The sequence below is a fragment of the Paenibacillus wenxiniae genome (genome assembly GCF_039822605.1).
Classification (GTDB): Bacteria; Bacillota; Bacilli; order Paenibacillales; family Paenibacillaceae; genus Saccharibacillus; species Saccharibacillus wenxiniae.
The window spans coordinates 294,200-309,725 of sequence record NZ_JBCGUH010000003.1; the positions used below are offsets into that span (position 1 = coordinate 294,200).

The following is a 15,526-nucleotide window of genomic DNA, read 5'->3' on the forward strand; positions in this document are numbered from 1 at the left end:
CTATTGAATACATATCCATATCCTCATTGTCGATCCCTTTAACTGAGATTCCTTCTCTTCTTTTCTTGTTCTCCACTTTATTCATCACTAAACGTTGTTTGCAGCAAATTATTCTGTTCGTGTTTAGACAAGTTTATTCGCGGTTTAATACATAGCGTATACATGAAATTTATGGTATTTTTGCCAACAAACTCATTAACTTCTCCTTCATATGTTCGTATGTAAGCTCTAGCCATATTCGATATGTCGTTATTTGTCACATTATGATGGTGTATTTTACGGTTAGCCGCTTGTTGTTTTTATACATACACCGCCGCGTGGCTTCAGTGTATTTCCTCTTTTCCCATCTTTACTTTCCTTTAACGGCAAGGCTTTCTTTACCTTTGTCCCTTATGCACAGAGGACAAATTGTGGCATCTTTCAATTGATGTCGACCGACGAAAGGCATAAAATTTGAAATATAAAACGTAGTTCTTCTTTCTTAGTAGAAATTTTATGATATCGTTTACAATCGGATATTTGGAAAGGAGGTTTTCGATTTTGAAGAAGCTGACCGACAGGCTGACGTTGATGCTTCAGTTTTTGATCGGGGCACATGGCGAGTATATTACGATCCGCGATGTGTCGGATCATCTGGACGTCAGTGAAAAAACGGTCAAGCGTGAGCTGCCGGCTGTCGAAGAATGGTTACGCCAGCACAAGCTCAGGCTGATTCGAAAGCCTGGTACCGGTCTTGCCCTTGAAGGTGAACCCTCTGCACTACTTGCAGCACGTGACGAACTGGAAGGGCAAACCCCGCGCAAAGATTACACTCGCGAGGAAAGGCACTACTTCATAATCAGCGAACTTCTCCTTTCTCGTGAACCGATTAAACTTTATGCTTTTGCTTCCCAATTCAAAGTGACCGAAGGCACACTGAGCAATGATCTGGATCGCATTGAGCAATGGCTGTCCTCCTTCGATATTACACTTGTACGCAAACCCGGACTTGGCGTATATATCGAAGGCACCGAGAACAGCATTCGCTCTGCACTTGTACATTTATTGTATGAAAGTGTAGATGAGTATCAACTGACTCATCTGGTGAGCGATCGCTTTCAAACCGATGAAGAGCCAGGACGAGTACAGTTCCACATCCGCAATCGGCTGCTCAATCTGGTCGACGATGGCATGATGGATCAGCTTCAACAATATCTTGCCGCTTTAGAGCATGATATGCAGATGAAGCTAACAGATAGCGCCTACATCGGGCTTACCGTCCATCTGGCCCTGGCGATCGAACGAATCCGTAGCGGTCAGCGTATTACGATTGCTCCTCATGTGCTGGGTGAATTGAAGCAGTTAAGCGAATTTCGCATCGCCCGTCAGCTTGCACAGCGGCTGGAGGAATCGTTTCAGATTACGATCCCTGAAGATGAGATGGGGTACATTACCATGCATTTTAAAGGAGCAGAGACAAGGCTTGGTGCCGAGTCCGATTCATATTATGAGCATGTCAGCTTTGAGCTAGTCAAGCTTGCCCGCGACATCCTCAAGATGGCTGAAGCGGAAACCGGCTTTGAACTCAAAGGGAACAGTAAGCTGTTCGCAGGCTTTATTAATCATCTGGGACCCGCGATTGAGCGACTGCGATTAGGATTGGATATTCGCAATCCATTGCTTGCTCAGATCAAGGAGCAATATGGTCCAACTTTTGAGATCGCTCGCAAGTGTGCACGATTGCTTGCCGAGTTCACCGGACGTGACGTACCGGAAGCAGAAATCGGCTATCTGGCAATGCATATTGGAGCAATGTCTGAATATGCTGCCGCACAGACCAAGCCGCTCAAAGCGATCATCGCCTGTGCGAGCGGAATGGGAACGTCCAGCTTGCTCTCGATTCGGGTCAAGCGTGAATTTCCTTTTTTGCAAATTATCGATGTTGTATCCTCTTCGGAGGCTGCCCGAATGGAAACGAGAGCCGACGTGATTATCTCTACAGTTGAGGTGGATAGTCATATCCCGACTATTCGAGTATCACCACTGCTGTCACCAGAAGATATTAACGATATACGCAAGATGCTATCTCGATTGGAGCTACGTAGCACCCATCGACCGCAAATTCAGCGTCCATCCGATCCGGCAGAACGATTAACCGATACGCTAGGATCACATAAGGATACCGTAACCGGTATTCTGGATCTGACCGCCGGACTCGTCATCCGTGATGATTTCGATATCGATTCCGTCAGCGATTTGATCCATCAACTCGCTGGCATGTTCACCAGCTCAGCTGAACGTGCTCACATTTTGGAACAGGAGCTGCATGAACGCGAGCGGATGGGTGAAACGGTATTGTCGCAGGATGGATTGATCCTGTTACACTGCCGCTCTACCGTTGTCCCGACTCTGTTTCTCGGCATTATCCGCTTTGCCACACCGATTCAGGCGGCAACACAGTCGGTTGACCTGTACGCCGCCATCGTGCTGCTTGCTCCGAAGGACAGCAGCAAATCTTATCTGGAAGCCGTCAATGAAGTGAGCAAATCGCTTATCGACCGCCCTGGTTTTGTCACAAGGCTCGTCTCCGATCAACCGTCTGAGCTAAAGTCCGAAATATCTGGCATGATGCGGGATCTGTACACCCGTAAAATCGAACAATATATGATGGAGGTTGAACAATTATGAGCACAGTCAACACTTCTGCTCCAGCCAAACGCAGCGCACGCGACCGTGTGCAAGGATTTGGACGCTTTTTAAGTGCTATGATCATGCCGAATATCGGCGCATTTATCGCATGGGGTCTATTAACAGCATTATTCATTCCAACAGGCTACCTGCCTAACGCTAAATTTAACGAGCTTGTAAGTCCAATGATCACCTACCTACTACCACTCCTGATCGCATATAGCGGCGGTAAACTCGTTCACGATCATCGTGGTGGTGTGCTGGGTGCCATCGCTGCAATGGGTACCATTGTCGGCGCAGATATTCCAATGCTGCTTGGTGCCATGATTATGGGTCCACTTGGCGGCTGGGTCATCAAACAATTCGACCGAATGATTGAAGGCAAAGTTAAATCCGGTTTTGAAATGCTCGTCAACAACTTCTCCGCCGGTATTATCGGTATGTTGCTGGCATTGCTCGGTTATGTCGGTATTGCTCCACTCGTTGAAATATTCACTCATATTTTGACAACAGGTGTTAACTTCCTTGTTGCTCATAATCTGTTGCCGCTCGTTTCGATCTTTGTTGAACCAGGTAAAATTCTATTCCTGAACAATGCAATCAACCACGGTATCTTCACACCACTGGGCGCACAACAGACACTTGTTGATGGCAAATCGATTTTCTATCTGCTGGAAGCGAATCCGGGTCCAGGTCTGGGCGTACTGTTAGCGTACTGGATCTTTGGTAAAGGTACAGTTAAAGCTTCCGCTCCAGGTGCGATCATTATCCAATTCTTTGGGGGTATTCATGAAATCTACTTCCCATATGTACTGATGAAACCACTGCTGTTCATCTCGGTTATCGCTGGTGGTATGGCAGGTGTATTCACTAACGTACTGCTGCATAACGGTTTGACAGGTGCTGCTTCTCCGGGTAGTATCATCGCGATTCTCGGTCTCGCTCCAAAAGGCGAGCATCTGCACATTCTGGCAGGCGTACTCGTGGCTGCTGCGGTATCATTCCTATTATCTGCGATCTTCCTGCGCACTTCACCAGTAGGCGAAGACGATCTGGAAAAAGCAAAAACGGCATCTAAAAACATGAAAACAGGTGGCGCTACGCCTGCAATGGCGCTGACTAACGCTGGCGATCTGCAAACAGGTAACGTTCGTAAAATCGTCTTCGCCTGTGATGCCGGTATGGGTTCCAGCGCAATGGGGGCATCGTCATTCCGTAAAAAAGTACAACAAGCCGGTCTGCCTATTCAAGTAACCAATTCAGCGGTTGATTCGATTCCAGGTGATGCGGATATCGTTGTCACTCAGCAAAACCTGACCAGCCGTGCACGTGGTAAAGCACCCAATGCACAGCATGTATCGATCGATAACTTTATCAACAATCCGATCTATGATGATATGATTCAAAAGCTTAAAGATGCAACATCCGGCAACGCCGAATCTTCGATTCCGAAAGAAGCAGCTGGCGTCCGTGAAGAAGTCAGTGAAGTGCTAAGCCATAATGCACCGCATATCGTTGCCGATACGAAAGATGGCGCTGCTGGTAAAGGTGTCCTGCGTAAAGAAAACATCGTACTGGGCCTGACAAGCGAGCCAAAAGAAGAAGCGATTCGTAGAGCAGGTGAACTGCTAGCCGCTTCCGGTTACGTCAAACCAGACTATGTAGCCGCTATGCATGAGCGTGAACAAGTAGCGACGACGTATATCGGTAATGGCGTGGCGATTCCACACGGCGTAGGCGAAGCAAAAAAACAAATTCAAACCTCCGGTATCGTTGTCCTGCAATATCCACAGGGCGTTGATTTTGAAGGCGGTAAAGCGTATCTCGTGATCGGTATCGCTGGTGCTGGTGGAGAGCATTTGCAAATCCTGACCAAAATCGCTGAAACGATCGAAGACGAATCCGTTGTCCATCATCTGGCAAAAGTAACCGATGCGGACGAAATCTATCGTACATTCTCGATCTAATAAGGTATAAATTAGCCTTCACTGGTTATAAATAGAGCATGATTGGTTAAATCAGCAGCGCATAGGCTGCTGATTTAACCTGTTTATTCGTCTGTTGCTATTCACATCTATTGAACGAGATGACATATTTAACTTATGAACAACAGCCTGCCGTTGCCTATATTTGCGAAAACTAATCTTCGGATGATCCCCATGTTGCACATATTTGCGACAACCGATCTTCTAGTGATCCTAATCTGACTGCAAATGGCAAGCTGTCCTATACTTATGGAGGTGCAAGTTATGAAAAAAGCAATTCAATTCGGAGCAGGTAATATCGGTCGTGGCTTTATCGGAGCACTACTGGCAAACGCAGGCTACCATGTCGTATTTGCCGATGTGAATGAGCAAATGATCAATGCCCTGAACGAGCAAAAGAGCTACAACATTCATATTCTCGATCTGGAAAAAAGTGTACAGACGATTACGAACGTATCCGGCTGCATGTCCAACGGATCGGAAATTATCGACGAAATCGCTACAGCCGAAATTATCACGACCGCAGTCGGCCCTAATGTACTAAAATTTATCGCCCCAACGATTGCACAGGGAATTGAAGCGCGCCGTACTGCCGGTGCAGGTCCACTTAATATTATTGCCTGCGAAAATATGGTTGGTGCGACAAGTCATCTGCAAGAGCAAGTGGAAAGTCATCTGTCCGACGAAGGCAAAGCGTATGCACAGGAACATGTCGGCTTTGCTAACTGTTCGGTCGATCGCATCGTACCGCCATTCCAGGGTGACAATCTGCTGGACGTAGGCGTAGAAGCGTTCCACGAATGGATCGTAGAAGAGCCTAAGCTCAAAGGTGGCACCCCTGAGATCGACGGTATGAAGCTGACGGACAATCTCGTCGCTTACGTACAGCGCAAGCTGTTCACACTCAACACCGGTCATGCGATTACCGCTTATCTCGGTTTCCTAAAAGGGATCGAAACGATCGACCAGAGCATTCAGAATGAATCGGTACGCGCCATCGTGCGTCCGGCGATGGAAGAAAGCGGCGCAGCACTCGTGAAAAAGCACGGTTTTGATGCAGACGAGCATGCCAAATACATCGACAAAATCGAAACACGTTTCAAAAATCCCTATATTCGCGATGAAGTAATCCGTGTTGGACGCGAGCCACTGCGTAAGTTAGGCCCAGCAGATCGTCTAATCGGCCCTGCCAATATGGCTGCTGAGCTAGGTCTGGGACGCGATCATCTGCTGCAAGGCGCAGCGGCGGCATTCCATTATGATAATGCCAATGATCCACAATCTGCGGAACTGCAAGGACGTATCCAAGCCGAAGGCGTAGGCCCGGTTGTGAGCGATGTGACTGGCTTTGCGAAGGATAGCGAGGATTATAATAAGGTGATGGCTGCTTATGAGGAATTGAAAAGCTTGAAAGGCTAATGCCTATCTGCATAGGACGTTATATTCAGTCGGCTCTATACTCACAATGTAACGCGTTATATCTTGAGCTGAAAAGAGGATTAACATGCCTATTCAGACGACTACTCATCATGTAACATGTTACATTGTGAACCTTGAAAATATACTGGTGCTAGTATACAATCAGGTTAACTATAGTTGACTGTAGTTAATCGCGGTTAACTATAATAAGAAATAGCCCTACCGTTGGCGCGGTAGAGCTATGGGACATAAAGCGTGGTAGAACCCACGGCGCGCTATACCCTCAGGTATTTCTCAAAACCACCGAAGGCGGTCAACCTTAATCGGTGGTTTTTTTCTGCTTGTTTTTAAGCTTGCGACGAACAAGACGGTATAGCTTTCGTCCGCTCAGTGCAATACTAAGCGAAGCCGCTATCATCTTTAATACATCAACAAACTCAATCAAAACAAGTGCGATCATGGCATCACCTCCTTATGGAAGGCTGCGCCGTGATCGCCCCACCGAAACGCTTAATATCTTGCTACGATTGTATCATATCTCATATCATTCACCTATCCATTTATCCAAAATCACAAACGAATATAAACAGTAAAAAGCCCCTTTCAAACCGAAAGAGGCTTTTCCTTTTAGACGTATTTCCATATCTAGCTATCCATCTTCATTTCAGTCCATAACTTAGTCACTTACCTAGCAATAGGCTGTTCTGCCGGTCTGCCAAACAAATACCCCTGGGCCAGATTAATACCGATGCTGCGGCAAAATTCAAATTCCTCACGTCGTTCAATTCCCTCTGCCAGCACTCGGCTCCCCACATCAAGTGATCGCTCCACAATATGAGCAATCTGCTGCTGCTTCGTCTTGTCCTGATCACAATAATCGATCAATCCGCGATCGATCTTCACATAATCCGGCTTCAGCTTATCGATCAGCTCTGGCTTGGAATAACCGGAACCGACATCATCCAGCGCTACGAAAATACCGTTGCTGCGATACACATCGAATATGTTTTGTAACTTGGGCATATGCAAAATATTTTCCGTCTCCACAACTTCAAACACAAAGTCTTTCGGATCGAGATGTAGCCGCTCAATCGCAGCAAACGTATGGCTAAGGCAATACTGTGGATTATAGATCGACGATGGTAAAAAGTTAATAAATCGTTTGACCCCACATGGCAAATGCTGTGCACTTGTCTCAATCGCCGAGATGCGCGCTGCACGATCTAAAAAGGAATGTAATCCTGTCCGATGTGCAATATCAAACAATCGATACGGCTGAAACGAAGGGCCATCCAACACCGGACGAAGCAGAAACTCGTATGCCACTACCTGTTCCTGTTCATCGACAATCGGCTGCATATGACTCGTAAACTGACGCCGACGTATGATATCGACAATATCGTAATTTTGCAAGCGGGAAATAATCACCGTTGCTGGCAGCCAGGAAGGCTCCCCTCCAATATTTCCTGCTCCCCAAATGCCCACCTGCAAATCGCTTCCTTCCACCATAGGTAACTTGCACACCCATTGTAAAATATCCAGCATCTGTTCTCGCGAATAATAATCGATTGATACTGTATCCCCTATAGTTACAAATTCAAAATCCTGAGTAAACAGCATACGCTCTAACGAATCTGACATCGGTCGTAATGAGACGATACCCTGATCCTCAATTGGTTGAATATAGCTGCATTCGCTACAATTCATAGTTACCCTCCCCGGGTCGAATAGGATGTACGGGTATCCGACAGACTCAAGCTACCGCTTTATCCTTCTATATTAGTTGGCTTTTGAAAAGTCATTTCTTTCAGGTCATGTTCAACATAGCACAAGATCATGGTATCCTTCATGATTCTAGTCCGCTCGCAGTCCTTAAATAGTTCTAGTTACCCATAATAAGCACTTATTAATCACAACAAGTAACTTTCTATGTAACCTGAAGAGATGCCTACTCTTAACGGGGAAGTCACTTTCATTTAACAAAAGAGCTGCGGTGTTATCCACCACAGCTCTTTGGGCTTAACTCATTCGTATGGCAGGCAATCAGCTGGCTGGAATCTCAAGCACATCCCCAACTTGCAAGCGTGTAGGGTCTGTAATCTTGTTGAATTTCGCTAGTTCTTCCCAGGATACGCCATATTTCAGACCGATCCGGTACAGATTGTCACCGCGTTTAATCGTGTACGTTTGATCCGATGAACCTTTAACAGGCGGCTTCGCCGGTGTTGCTGGCTTCGCTGGCTCTGCTGGTTGGGTCGCCGGTTTGGCAGGCGTTGCTGGTTTCGCCGGAGTAGCCGGCTTGGCAGGTTCGCTACCTTTCACAGGTGCTGTTGCTGTCGACAGATCGATTGTATATTTAGCAAATCCATCTGTTGCACTGCCTGCATAAGTGATCGCTTCACCTTTATCCGCTACTGCCGATTTGGTGGACAATGCGCTTTGTGCATTAGGTGATGTGTTAAACGTCACATTGGCTTTACCTTTGATTGGAGCGAACGACCAGTTACCGTCAGCTGTCGGGTTGATCGTTTTGTTTTCACGGATATAGTCGATGATGACCTGACGGTTCTCATCTGGAGCAGCCAGAACGATACGCTTACCATCTGGATTCGCCAGTTTGGATGAAGATGCGCGATAGTTGTTCGTTGCTACGATAAACTCCTGCTTTGGATCAATCGGCTTGCCGTTGTATTCCAGATTGACGATACGGTTAGCAGACTCATTGACCACTGTGCCTTTGCCATCGTATTTTGCTGGCTGTGTCACATCGATCTGATATGTTACGCCATCAATCACGTCAAAATTATACGTTGGGAAGTCCATATTGATCAGCGGCTGTTCGCCTGTTTTGGACGGATCGATCTGGTTAAATTGGCCTGCGGACCATTCCAGCCAGTTTTTCACTTCCGCTCCATTGACTTTGACCGCATAGACGGTGTTTGGATACACATACAGGTCAGATACGTTTTTGATCGCAATCGTGCCTGCTGGGATATCGGTGTAATAGTTCGCACCAGAACGGCCGCCTGCTTTGAATGGTGCACCTGCGGACAAAATCGGCATCCCTTCATAATCGGTACCTTGCAGCTTTTGCTCCAGATACCATTTTTGAGCATTGGTAACAATCTGGATCGATGGATCATCTTTCACCAGTGCAAAATAGCTCGTAATACGGGACGTTGTCGTGCCGACTGGCCCGCGGATATAGTCCAGTGTTTCTTCGTGCTCTTTGTATACGGAATCGACAACGCTTTGATCTGCACCAACAAGTGCGGATTTGGTCGCTTTGTCATAAATTGGACGTGCTTCAACCGTCGAATTGGTTACTTTCCATTTGTCGCCATCTTGCGTCAGCTCCATATCGATAATACCGAGATGGTCGCCCCAGAAGCCAGGCTCCACGGAAGGTACACCATTGATCGTGCCTTTGGCCAGATCAACGCCTGTTTTGCCAGCGAAGTCGCTGCTTGGGAATACTTTGTGCGCATGGCCGAACATGATTGCATCAATGCCTGGCACTTTGCTTAAGTACAGCACGGAGTTTTCCATCAGTTCGGTTTGCGGAATATCTTCAAAGCCAGAGTGCGGAACCGCGATAATGATGTCTGCACCTTCTGCCTTCATTTGTGGAATGAACTTGTTCGCCGTCTCTACGATATCCTTCACGACCACTTTGCCGTTCAGGTTGGCGCTGTCCCATTGCATAATTTGCGGTGGAACGAAGCCGATCACGCCCACTTTCAGGTCGTGTGTCGCGCCGCTCTCATCCGTTACTTTTTTGTCGAGAATGAGGTAAGGGGTAAAATAGTTTTTCTCGCCTTTGCCTGTACCATCATCCGTATAAATATTGGCATTCACATATGGGAAATTAGCGCCTTTGACTGCGTTTGCAAGGAAATCCAGACCATAGTTGAATTCATGGTTACCGTAGTTACCTGCATCATAGCCGAACTGATTCATCGCTTTGTACACCGGATGAACTTCACCGGGTTTGAGCGGATTTACTTTTGCCATATAATCGCCCAGCGGTGTGCCTTGCAGCAGATCACCATTATCGATCAAGACGCTGTTTTTCGCTTCAGCGCGAGCTTGCTTGATCAGTGTAGCTGTTTTGGCATAGCCGTACTCATCGGTCGGCTTGTCGGAGTAGTAATCATAGTTGACGACGTTCGTATGAATATCGGTCGTCTCCATCAGACGAATTTTAACGACGGCACTTCCAGTTGTTTCCGCTGCGAATACCGGAACAGCTGTCACAGCAAATAGCTGTAGTGCGACCAGAGCGGTCACTGCTTTACGAATTGTCTTTTTCCCCAGTTTCAAAATGCATAACCCCTCCCACATGATGTTGGGCACGTATCAGAGTCATTTTGTATCGCTTCCAAAATCGGTCGGTAAAACAGTGGTTGAAGCCAGATATGTACAAACAGCATGGTCAGTGCATTTTCGCTTACGACCTGTGAAATATTGACCGGTGGTAAAATCGAAGCTAACAAACGTCCTTACGTGCGATTGCTTGGTAAAATTGTATACTATTGATTACAATATTTGAAGCATAAGTTAACGTTTATTTACTATTTTTTTTAATTTCATGCAAAAGCTGCTATCTGTTGTTATGTTGGTGTTGTCTTTTGGGCAGAGTGAAATGGCATGATTGTCGTCGTTTTCAGCAGTATTTCGGCGCGCTCAAATAATGATCTATCTCTATTTCTACCTCGTCGTCACCTACGCTGTCCCTGTTTGTCCTCTCTGTCTGTGTGTGCTGCTGTTTGTACTATCTGTCTGTATGTACTCCTATTTGTACGCTTTGTGTGTACTCTCGTTTTTACTCTCTGTTTGTACCCTTTCTGCTCTGTATAGGCTCTAGCAATCTACATTCTAGCCGCCTGCGCTATATCTATGTCCGTTTCTATTCCTGTTTTACCCATTTCTCCATACAGCCTGTCCTGTGTAGCACATCCTACATCTACACAGGACATCGCCAGCTCTGCCATACTTTTTATTGTTCATCCAATGTCAGTGCAAAATGCAGTACGTCCGAGCTACTATTCGACTTTCCAGCAGCATAGACGATTTCGGCGCGCGAGCCAGACTGTACTACAGTTGGTGTAGACGCATCCGTATGCACCGCAATGTGCAAGCCAGGTAAATGCCAGCCATCCGCTGTCACATGAATCTGGTCCAGCTGTGGGCCATCCAGCTCAAACACAAGCTCCATCGGTAGCATCGTCTGGAATCGTGCGACAATGTTCAGCTTACGCACACCTACCTCCACATCAAAGCTCATTCCGCGTAAATGTGTATTCCAGCTCTGCCCCTGTTGTCTACGTACCATACGCAGCGAATAACGCTCACCCGTTGCCGTCATCCAATGGGCGGTAGCATGATGCATCTGTCCATTCGTATTGCGGCTCCCTGACAGCCCGCCGATCATGAGCCGATCGGTAATCCATGCTTTCGCTGTACATACATGGCGATTTTGCCCCGGCAGATCGCGTTCACATAGCTCTTTGAATTGACGGGTGACAAAGCGCTCAGTGCCCGTATGAAGAAGACGTTCTTGTGTCTGCTCTTTCAAGTCCACACCTACCAGCGCGATCAGCAGATTATGACTCGTTTCACAATTGACCCGGGTCAGATGACGGTACGATTCGCCGAGTGCCAGATAGAGCAGTACACCGATCGAACTGTGCTCCGTTATATCATTTTCATAACTGCGTGCGAAAGGACCGCATATATTTTCCAGCATCGGGCCGTAAAAGTCGGCGATATCCTGCCATAATCCATGTTCCATTTCCAGACCCATATGACGAAATGACAGCGTGCGTCCATAGACGCGCCACATGCCAAGCACGGTCAGATCAACACCATAATAGGTGCTGGAATTAAACTCGGCAAACGAATGCAGCTCCATATAATCGCGATGCAGTGCAGCCGCTCCTTGCTCCGCATGTGTCATCCAGTCCAGTTGTCCATAACGATGCCCGTAATAATGAGTAATAAACAGATGCATCAGCTCAATATTCGTATTGGTCGGAATCGATTGTGAGCGATAACGTTCGAGCGAAGTCGTTACCGTAAGCTGCATTGCACGATCCATACCTTCAACTAGCTCCACCGGCAATTCATGTTCAAAATACTCCAAAATCACCGCAAACGTGGACGCGATAAATTCGCGCCAGTTCGGATCAAAGCTTTCCCATACACGCGGAAACACTTCATCGGTCGCCTGACGGAATAGCTGCGCCAGCTGCTCATTTTCGCTCAGATTACCGTACTTCGCAAAGCGACGATACACTTCATCCAGCGCATCCGACTGCGCATAACCAAAACCTGGCGGAAAGCTGCTCCAGGCGCTATGTCCGGCTGGAGGCCACGCACGCTCCAGCGATGTATTAAATGTACCATCGTAGATTTCACCCGGCTGTACAAGCTGTAGATCAAGGATCTGCTGAATGATGCGGCTAGCTGTGGCGATTTGTTCAGCACCGCCGCATAAGAGCAGCCCTAGCGCATAATGCGCGCTTTCACGGGTGTCATGTTGCCCGTCTTCTCCCCATACCATATGCACGGCTGCATCATAACGTGCATCCAGTTCATCCAGCGCTTGCTGTATCAAAAATTGCCTGTCCGATGACATCGATGTGATTCCACTGTGTTTGCCCATCATGAGTTCCACTCCTTCTGCATGCAGATGAATGATCTCAGTATGCGATACGGTCGATCATGATGGCAATAAACTTGTTTGCAAGGATAAACCGTATGCCCGATATCCTCCGCTGCATCACGATCACTACACCATTTCCTCTTGATGGCGCAACATAAACAAAAAAACGTCAAACCGGCATGGAGCCAGCTTGGCGTTTTCATTTTCAGCCTTCCAACGGTGCTTGTGGAAAGCAATTCTCATTCAAATCGCGAGACAGTTTTCTATTTTTAAGCTGTTTATGATACAGATAGGAATCCATAATCCGATCGAGTTGTTCGGATTGATCGATCACGCGGTGGTCACAAATGCCATGCTCGGCAGCCATCTGATTCAAAATACGACGCTCCTGCTCGATTTGTTGTTCCATCTTTCTCAAATCCAAGGAAACCACCTCCCGTCGATTATCCCTTCCGGCATCCATCATCCGCACTGACCAGCAGCGTTCTACTGCTATGGAGGAGACTCCGTCTGGAAACGGTATGTCACCTTGTCGTATGATCGCTCATACGTAAATAGGATGCTACGCACTGCTATAAAAACACCGTTGATTATATCCTATTATTCATAGGATGAACCACATGCTTAATAACTAAAATTTGTAGCTTTATATTCGTTATACCTTAATTTTACAAGCCGTTTCAAGTTCCTACAGTCCCTATTTTATCCTGATAATGGAAGCAAAAACTGACAAAAAATACGCTTCTTCCCCTCCCTATGTACACGTAAATATTACAAAATTCGATAACGAATAAACGTGTTTTCTAGCTCTTCTCAGTCAAGGCGCGCAAAAAGCGGACTCCAGCAATTGTGCCTGAGTCCGCTTATGGTTCGTTCCAAAGCGCTGAATAGCGCTAATTTTGTCGGATAAATACGCGTTACATGTCGGCGATTATGCTTCCCATGTTTGACGATTACCGTCCTGATCGATGTATTCAATCGTTTGCGGTGTAATATCCAGTACGACATAGTCCGGATCATCCGGGCCATCCAGCCACTTTTTGAACTCGTCTTTCCAGACGCGCTCTTTCAGTTCGCTGTCACTGGACACTTTGCAAGTCGCTTCAATCTGTACAACTTCGTTGTTGCCGCCCTTTTCATAGCCAAGCAGCAAGTAGCAGTTCGGGTTCTGCTCCAACTCTTCTACTTTATGTGTTTTGCGATCTGTCGCCAGATGGATCTGTAATCCATCATTATATATTGCCATATAGCGGACACGTGGCTTGTTGTTCTCCACTGTGCCAAATGAGCAAAACGGATTGTTCGATAGGGCTTTGATGATTGCTTGTTCTGTAGTTGCTGTACTCATAATCAAGCTCCTTTCACAATTCACATCGAAATAGGTTCGTCTAAGTTCCATGTTTCGCGTCAGACGCGTTCATGTCTCCACTCGTTACATACCCGCTCTGTTGCATGCTGAACCGCATCCCCCTGCTACGATCCTGCTGGACAGGTCGTTCATGCTCGTCTATAATTACACCTAGAAAAAGCGCATAACGTGTGGGGAGCTGGAGGAGTTCGGCTGAGAGTGTATTCGATTAATACTGACCCTTATACCTGATCTGGATAATGCCAGCGTAGGAAGCTACACATGCCATGTATGTAAGCTCATATATGCACCTATGTCGTCCCGGGTCCGGGGCGCTTTTTTATTTTATACAGGTTAGTAGACGAAGGGAGAAATAACAGCAATGAGAAAACTTGGAACGATGCTGGGCACGCTGCTGCTCGTAAGCGCCTTACTCATCATGACCGCATGTGGACAAAAGGAAGGGACGACTTCCCAAACCGCGTCTAATGGCAGCACACCCGCGCTTAAAGATGTACAGGTGGTGCTGGATTGGACACCAAATACGAACCATACCGGACTGTATGTCGCTCAGCAAATGGGTTATTACAAAGATGCCGGACTGAACGTCGAGATTATCCAACCGGGTCAGAGCGGCGCGGATACGCTCGTTGCTTCCGGTAAAGTGCCATTCGGCATCAGCTATCAGGAAAGCGTAACGCAAGCACGTGTACAGGGTGTCCCACTCGTATCGATTGCAGCAATCATTCAACATAATACATCCGGCTTTGCCGCACCGGTTGATCGCGGCATCAAAACACCGAAAGACATGGAAGGCAAATCCTACGGCGCATGGGGTTCTCCGGTAGAAGAAGCGGTCATGAAGTCGATTATGGATACCGATGGCGGCGATGTGAGCAAAGTGAAAAGCGTCAATATCGGCGATGCCGACTATTTTACAGCTGTAAAAAAAGGCATTGATTTTGCATGGATCTACTACGGCTGGACTGGAATCGAAGCGAAACTACGCGGCGAACCGCTCGATATGCTGTACGTCAAAGATTACTCACCAAGTCTGGATTACTACACACCGGTCATCACTACCAATGAACAACAAATTCAAAAAGACCCCGAACTGGTCAAAGCTTTTATGAGCGCAACCGCTAAAGGCTACGAATACGCGATTGCCAATCCCGACAAAGCAGCCGATATCCTGATCAAAGCCGTACCTGATCTCGATCCTAAACTCGTCAAAGCAAGCCAGGAATGGCTATCCCCACGCTATCAAGACGACGCTTCCCAGTGGGGACTGCAAAAAGAGCAGGTATGGAAAGGCTACGCCGACTGGATGTACAAACAGAAACTACTCGAACAACCACTCGACGCTAGCAAAGCCTTTACCAACGAGTTCTTGCCAGCACCGCAAACAAGTAAATGATTGCTGCTAACGTAATTGATTTG

The 15,526-nt window shown here is 47.1% G+C and carries 10 protein-coding genes and 1 riboswitch; of the genes, 4 read left to right on the plus strand and 6 right to left on the minus strand.

The genetic code is table 11. From position 1 onward, the window contains the following. Positions 1–540 precede the first annotated feature (540 nt). The 3 genes from AAHF22_RS07310 (at position 541) to AAHF22_RS07320 (ending at position 6,071) form a co-directional block, all read left to right on the plus strand. Positions 541–2,667, plus strand: a complete 2,127-nt coding sequence (locus AAHF22_RS07310; RefSeq protein WP_347324337.1) for a BglG family transcription antiterminator — start codon at positions 541–543, stop codon at positions 2,665–2,667. Further along, positions 2,664–4,634 (plus strand): PTS mannitol transporter subunit IICBA, encoded by a 1,971-nt coding sequence (locus AAHF22_RS07315; RefSeq protein ID WP_347324338.1) that lies wholly within the window; start codon positions 2,664–2,666, stop codon positions 4,632–4,634. Before AAHF22_RS07310 ends, AAHF22_RS07315 begins: the two co-directional genes overlap by 4 nt. Positions 4,635–4,916: 282 nt before the next feature. Then, the gene (locus AAHF22_RS07320) at positions 4,917–6,071 is read left to right on the plus strand and encodes a mannitol-1-phosphate 5-dehydrogenase (RefSeq protein ID WP_347324339.1); all 1,155 of its coding nucleotides are present in this window, start codon (positions 4,917–4,919) and stop codon (positions 6,069–6,071) included. A 319-nt stretch (positions 6,072–6,390) separates the two neighbouring features. Here AAHF22_RS07320 and AAHF22_RS07325 read toward each other — a convergent pair whose 3' ends face one another. The 6 genes from AAHF22_RS07325 to AAHF22_RS07350 all read right to left on the minus strand — a co-directional run bounded on the left by AAHF22_RS07325 (position 6,391) and on the right by AAHF22_RS07350 (position 14,086). Further along, positions 6,391–6,531 carry a hypothetical protein gene (locus AAHF22_RS07325; protein ID WP_347324340.1) on the minus strand — a complete coding sequence of 47 codons (141 nt, stop codon included), beginning with the start codon at positions 6,529–6,531 and terminating at the stop codon, positions 6,391–6,393. A gap of 224 nt (positions 6,532–6,755) precedes the next feature. Beyond that, positions 6,756–7,778: an EAL domain-containing protein gene (locus AAHF22_RS07330; protein WP_347324341.1), complete on the minus strand. Its 1,023-nt coding sequence runs from the start codon at positions 7,776–7,778 to the stop codon at positions 6,756–6,758. Positions 7,779–8,114: 336 nt separating this feature from the next. Further along, on the minus strand, positions 8,115–10,394 hold the full coding sequence (locus AAHF22_RS07335; RefSeq protein WP_347324342.1) for a bifunctional 2',3'-cyclic-nucleotide 2'-phosphodiesterase/3'-nucleotidase: 2,280 nt from the start codon (positions 10,392–10,394) through the stop codon (positions 8,115–8,117). 676 nt (positions 10,395–11,070) lie between these two features. After that, entirely contained in the window at positions 11,071–12,741 is a 1,671-nt protein-coding gene (locus AAHF22_RS07340) for a DUF8769 domain-containing protein (protein ID WP_347324343.1), read from the minus strand. Positions 12,742–12,943: 202 nt separating this feature from the next. Next, the gene (locus tag AAHF22_RS07345; protein WP_347324344.1) at positions 12,944–13,162 is read right to left on the minus strand and encodes a Spo0E family sporulation regulatory protein-aspartic acid phosphatase; all 219 of its coding nucleotides are present in this window, start codon (positions 13,160–13,162) and stop codon (positions 12,944–12,946) included. A 507-nt stretch (positions 13,163–13,669) separates the two neighbouring features. Next, entirely contained in the window at positions 13,670–14,086 is a 417-nt protein-coding gene (locus AAHF22_RS07350) for a pyridoxamine 5'-phosphate oxidase family protein (RefSeq protein WP_347324345.1), read from the minus strand. A gap of 182 nt (positions 14,087–14,268) precedes the next feature. After that, positions 14,269–14,380: riboswitch (TPP riboswitch) on the plus strand. An 88-nt stretch (positions 14,381–14,468) separates the two neighbouring features. Here AAHF22_RS07350 and AAHF22_RS07355 point away from each other — a divergent pair. After that, positions 14,469–15,503 (plus strand): ABC transporter substrate-binding protein, encoded by a 1,035-nt coding sequence (locus AAHF22_RS07355; protein ID WP_347324346.1) that lies wholly within the window; start codon positions 14,469–14,471, stop codon positions 15,501–15,503. The last annotated feature ends 23 nt before the right edge of the window (positions 15,504–15,526 follow it).

What these genes read in the sequence shown, in the direction of transcription:
- AAHF22_RS07315 (WP_347324338.1), top strand. Translation starts at nt 2,664, where the DNA reads ATGAGCACAGTCAACACTTCTGCTCCAGCCAAACGCAGCGCACGCGAC.
- AAHF22_RS07320 (WP_347324339.1), top strand. Translation starts at nt 4,917, where the DNA reads ATGAAAAAAGCAATTCAATTCGGAGCAGGTAATATCGGTCGTGGCTTT.
- AAHF22_RS07325 (WP_347324340.1), bottom strand. Translation starts at nt 6,531, where the DNA reads ATGATCGCACTTGTTTTGATTGAGTTTGTTGATGTATTAAAGATGATA.
- AAHF22_RS07330 (WP_347324341.1), bottom strand. Translation starts at nt 7,778, where the DNA reads ATGAATTGTAGCGAATGCAGCTATATTCAACCAATTGAGGATCAGGGT.
- AAHF22_RS07340 (WP_347324343.1), bottom strand. Translation starts at nt 12,741, where the DNA reads ATGATGGGCAAACACAGTGGAATCACATCGATGTCATCGGACAGGCAA.
- AAHF22_RS07350 (WP_347324345.1), bottom strand. Translation starts at nt 14,086, where the DNA reads ATGAGTACAGCAACTACAGAACAAGCAATCATCAAAGCCCTATCGAAC.
- AAHF22_RS07355 (WP_347324346.1), top strand. Translation starts at nt 14,469, where the DNA reads ATGAGAAAACTTGGAACGATGCTGGGCACGCTGCTGCTCGTAAGCGCC.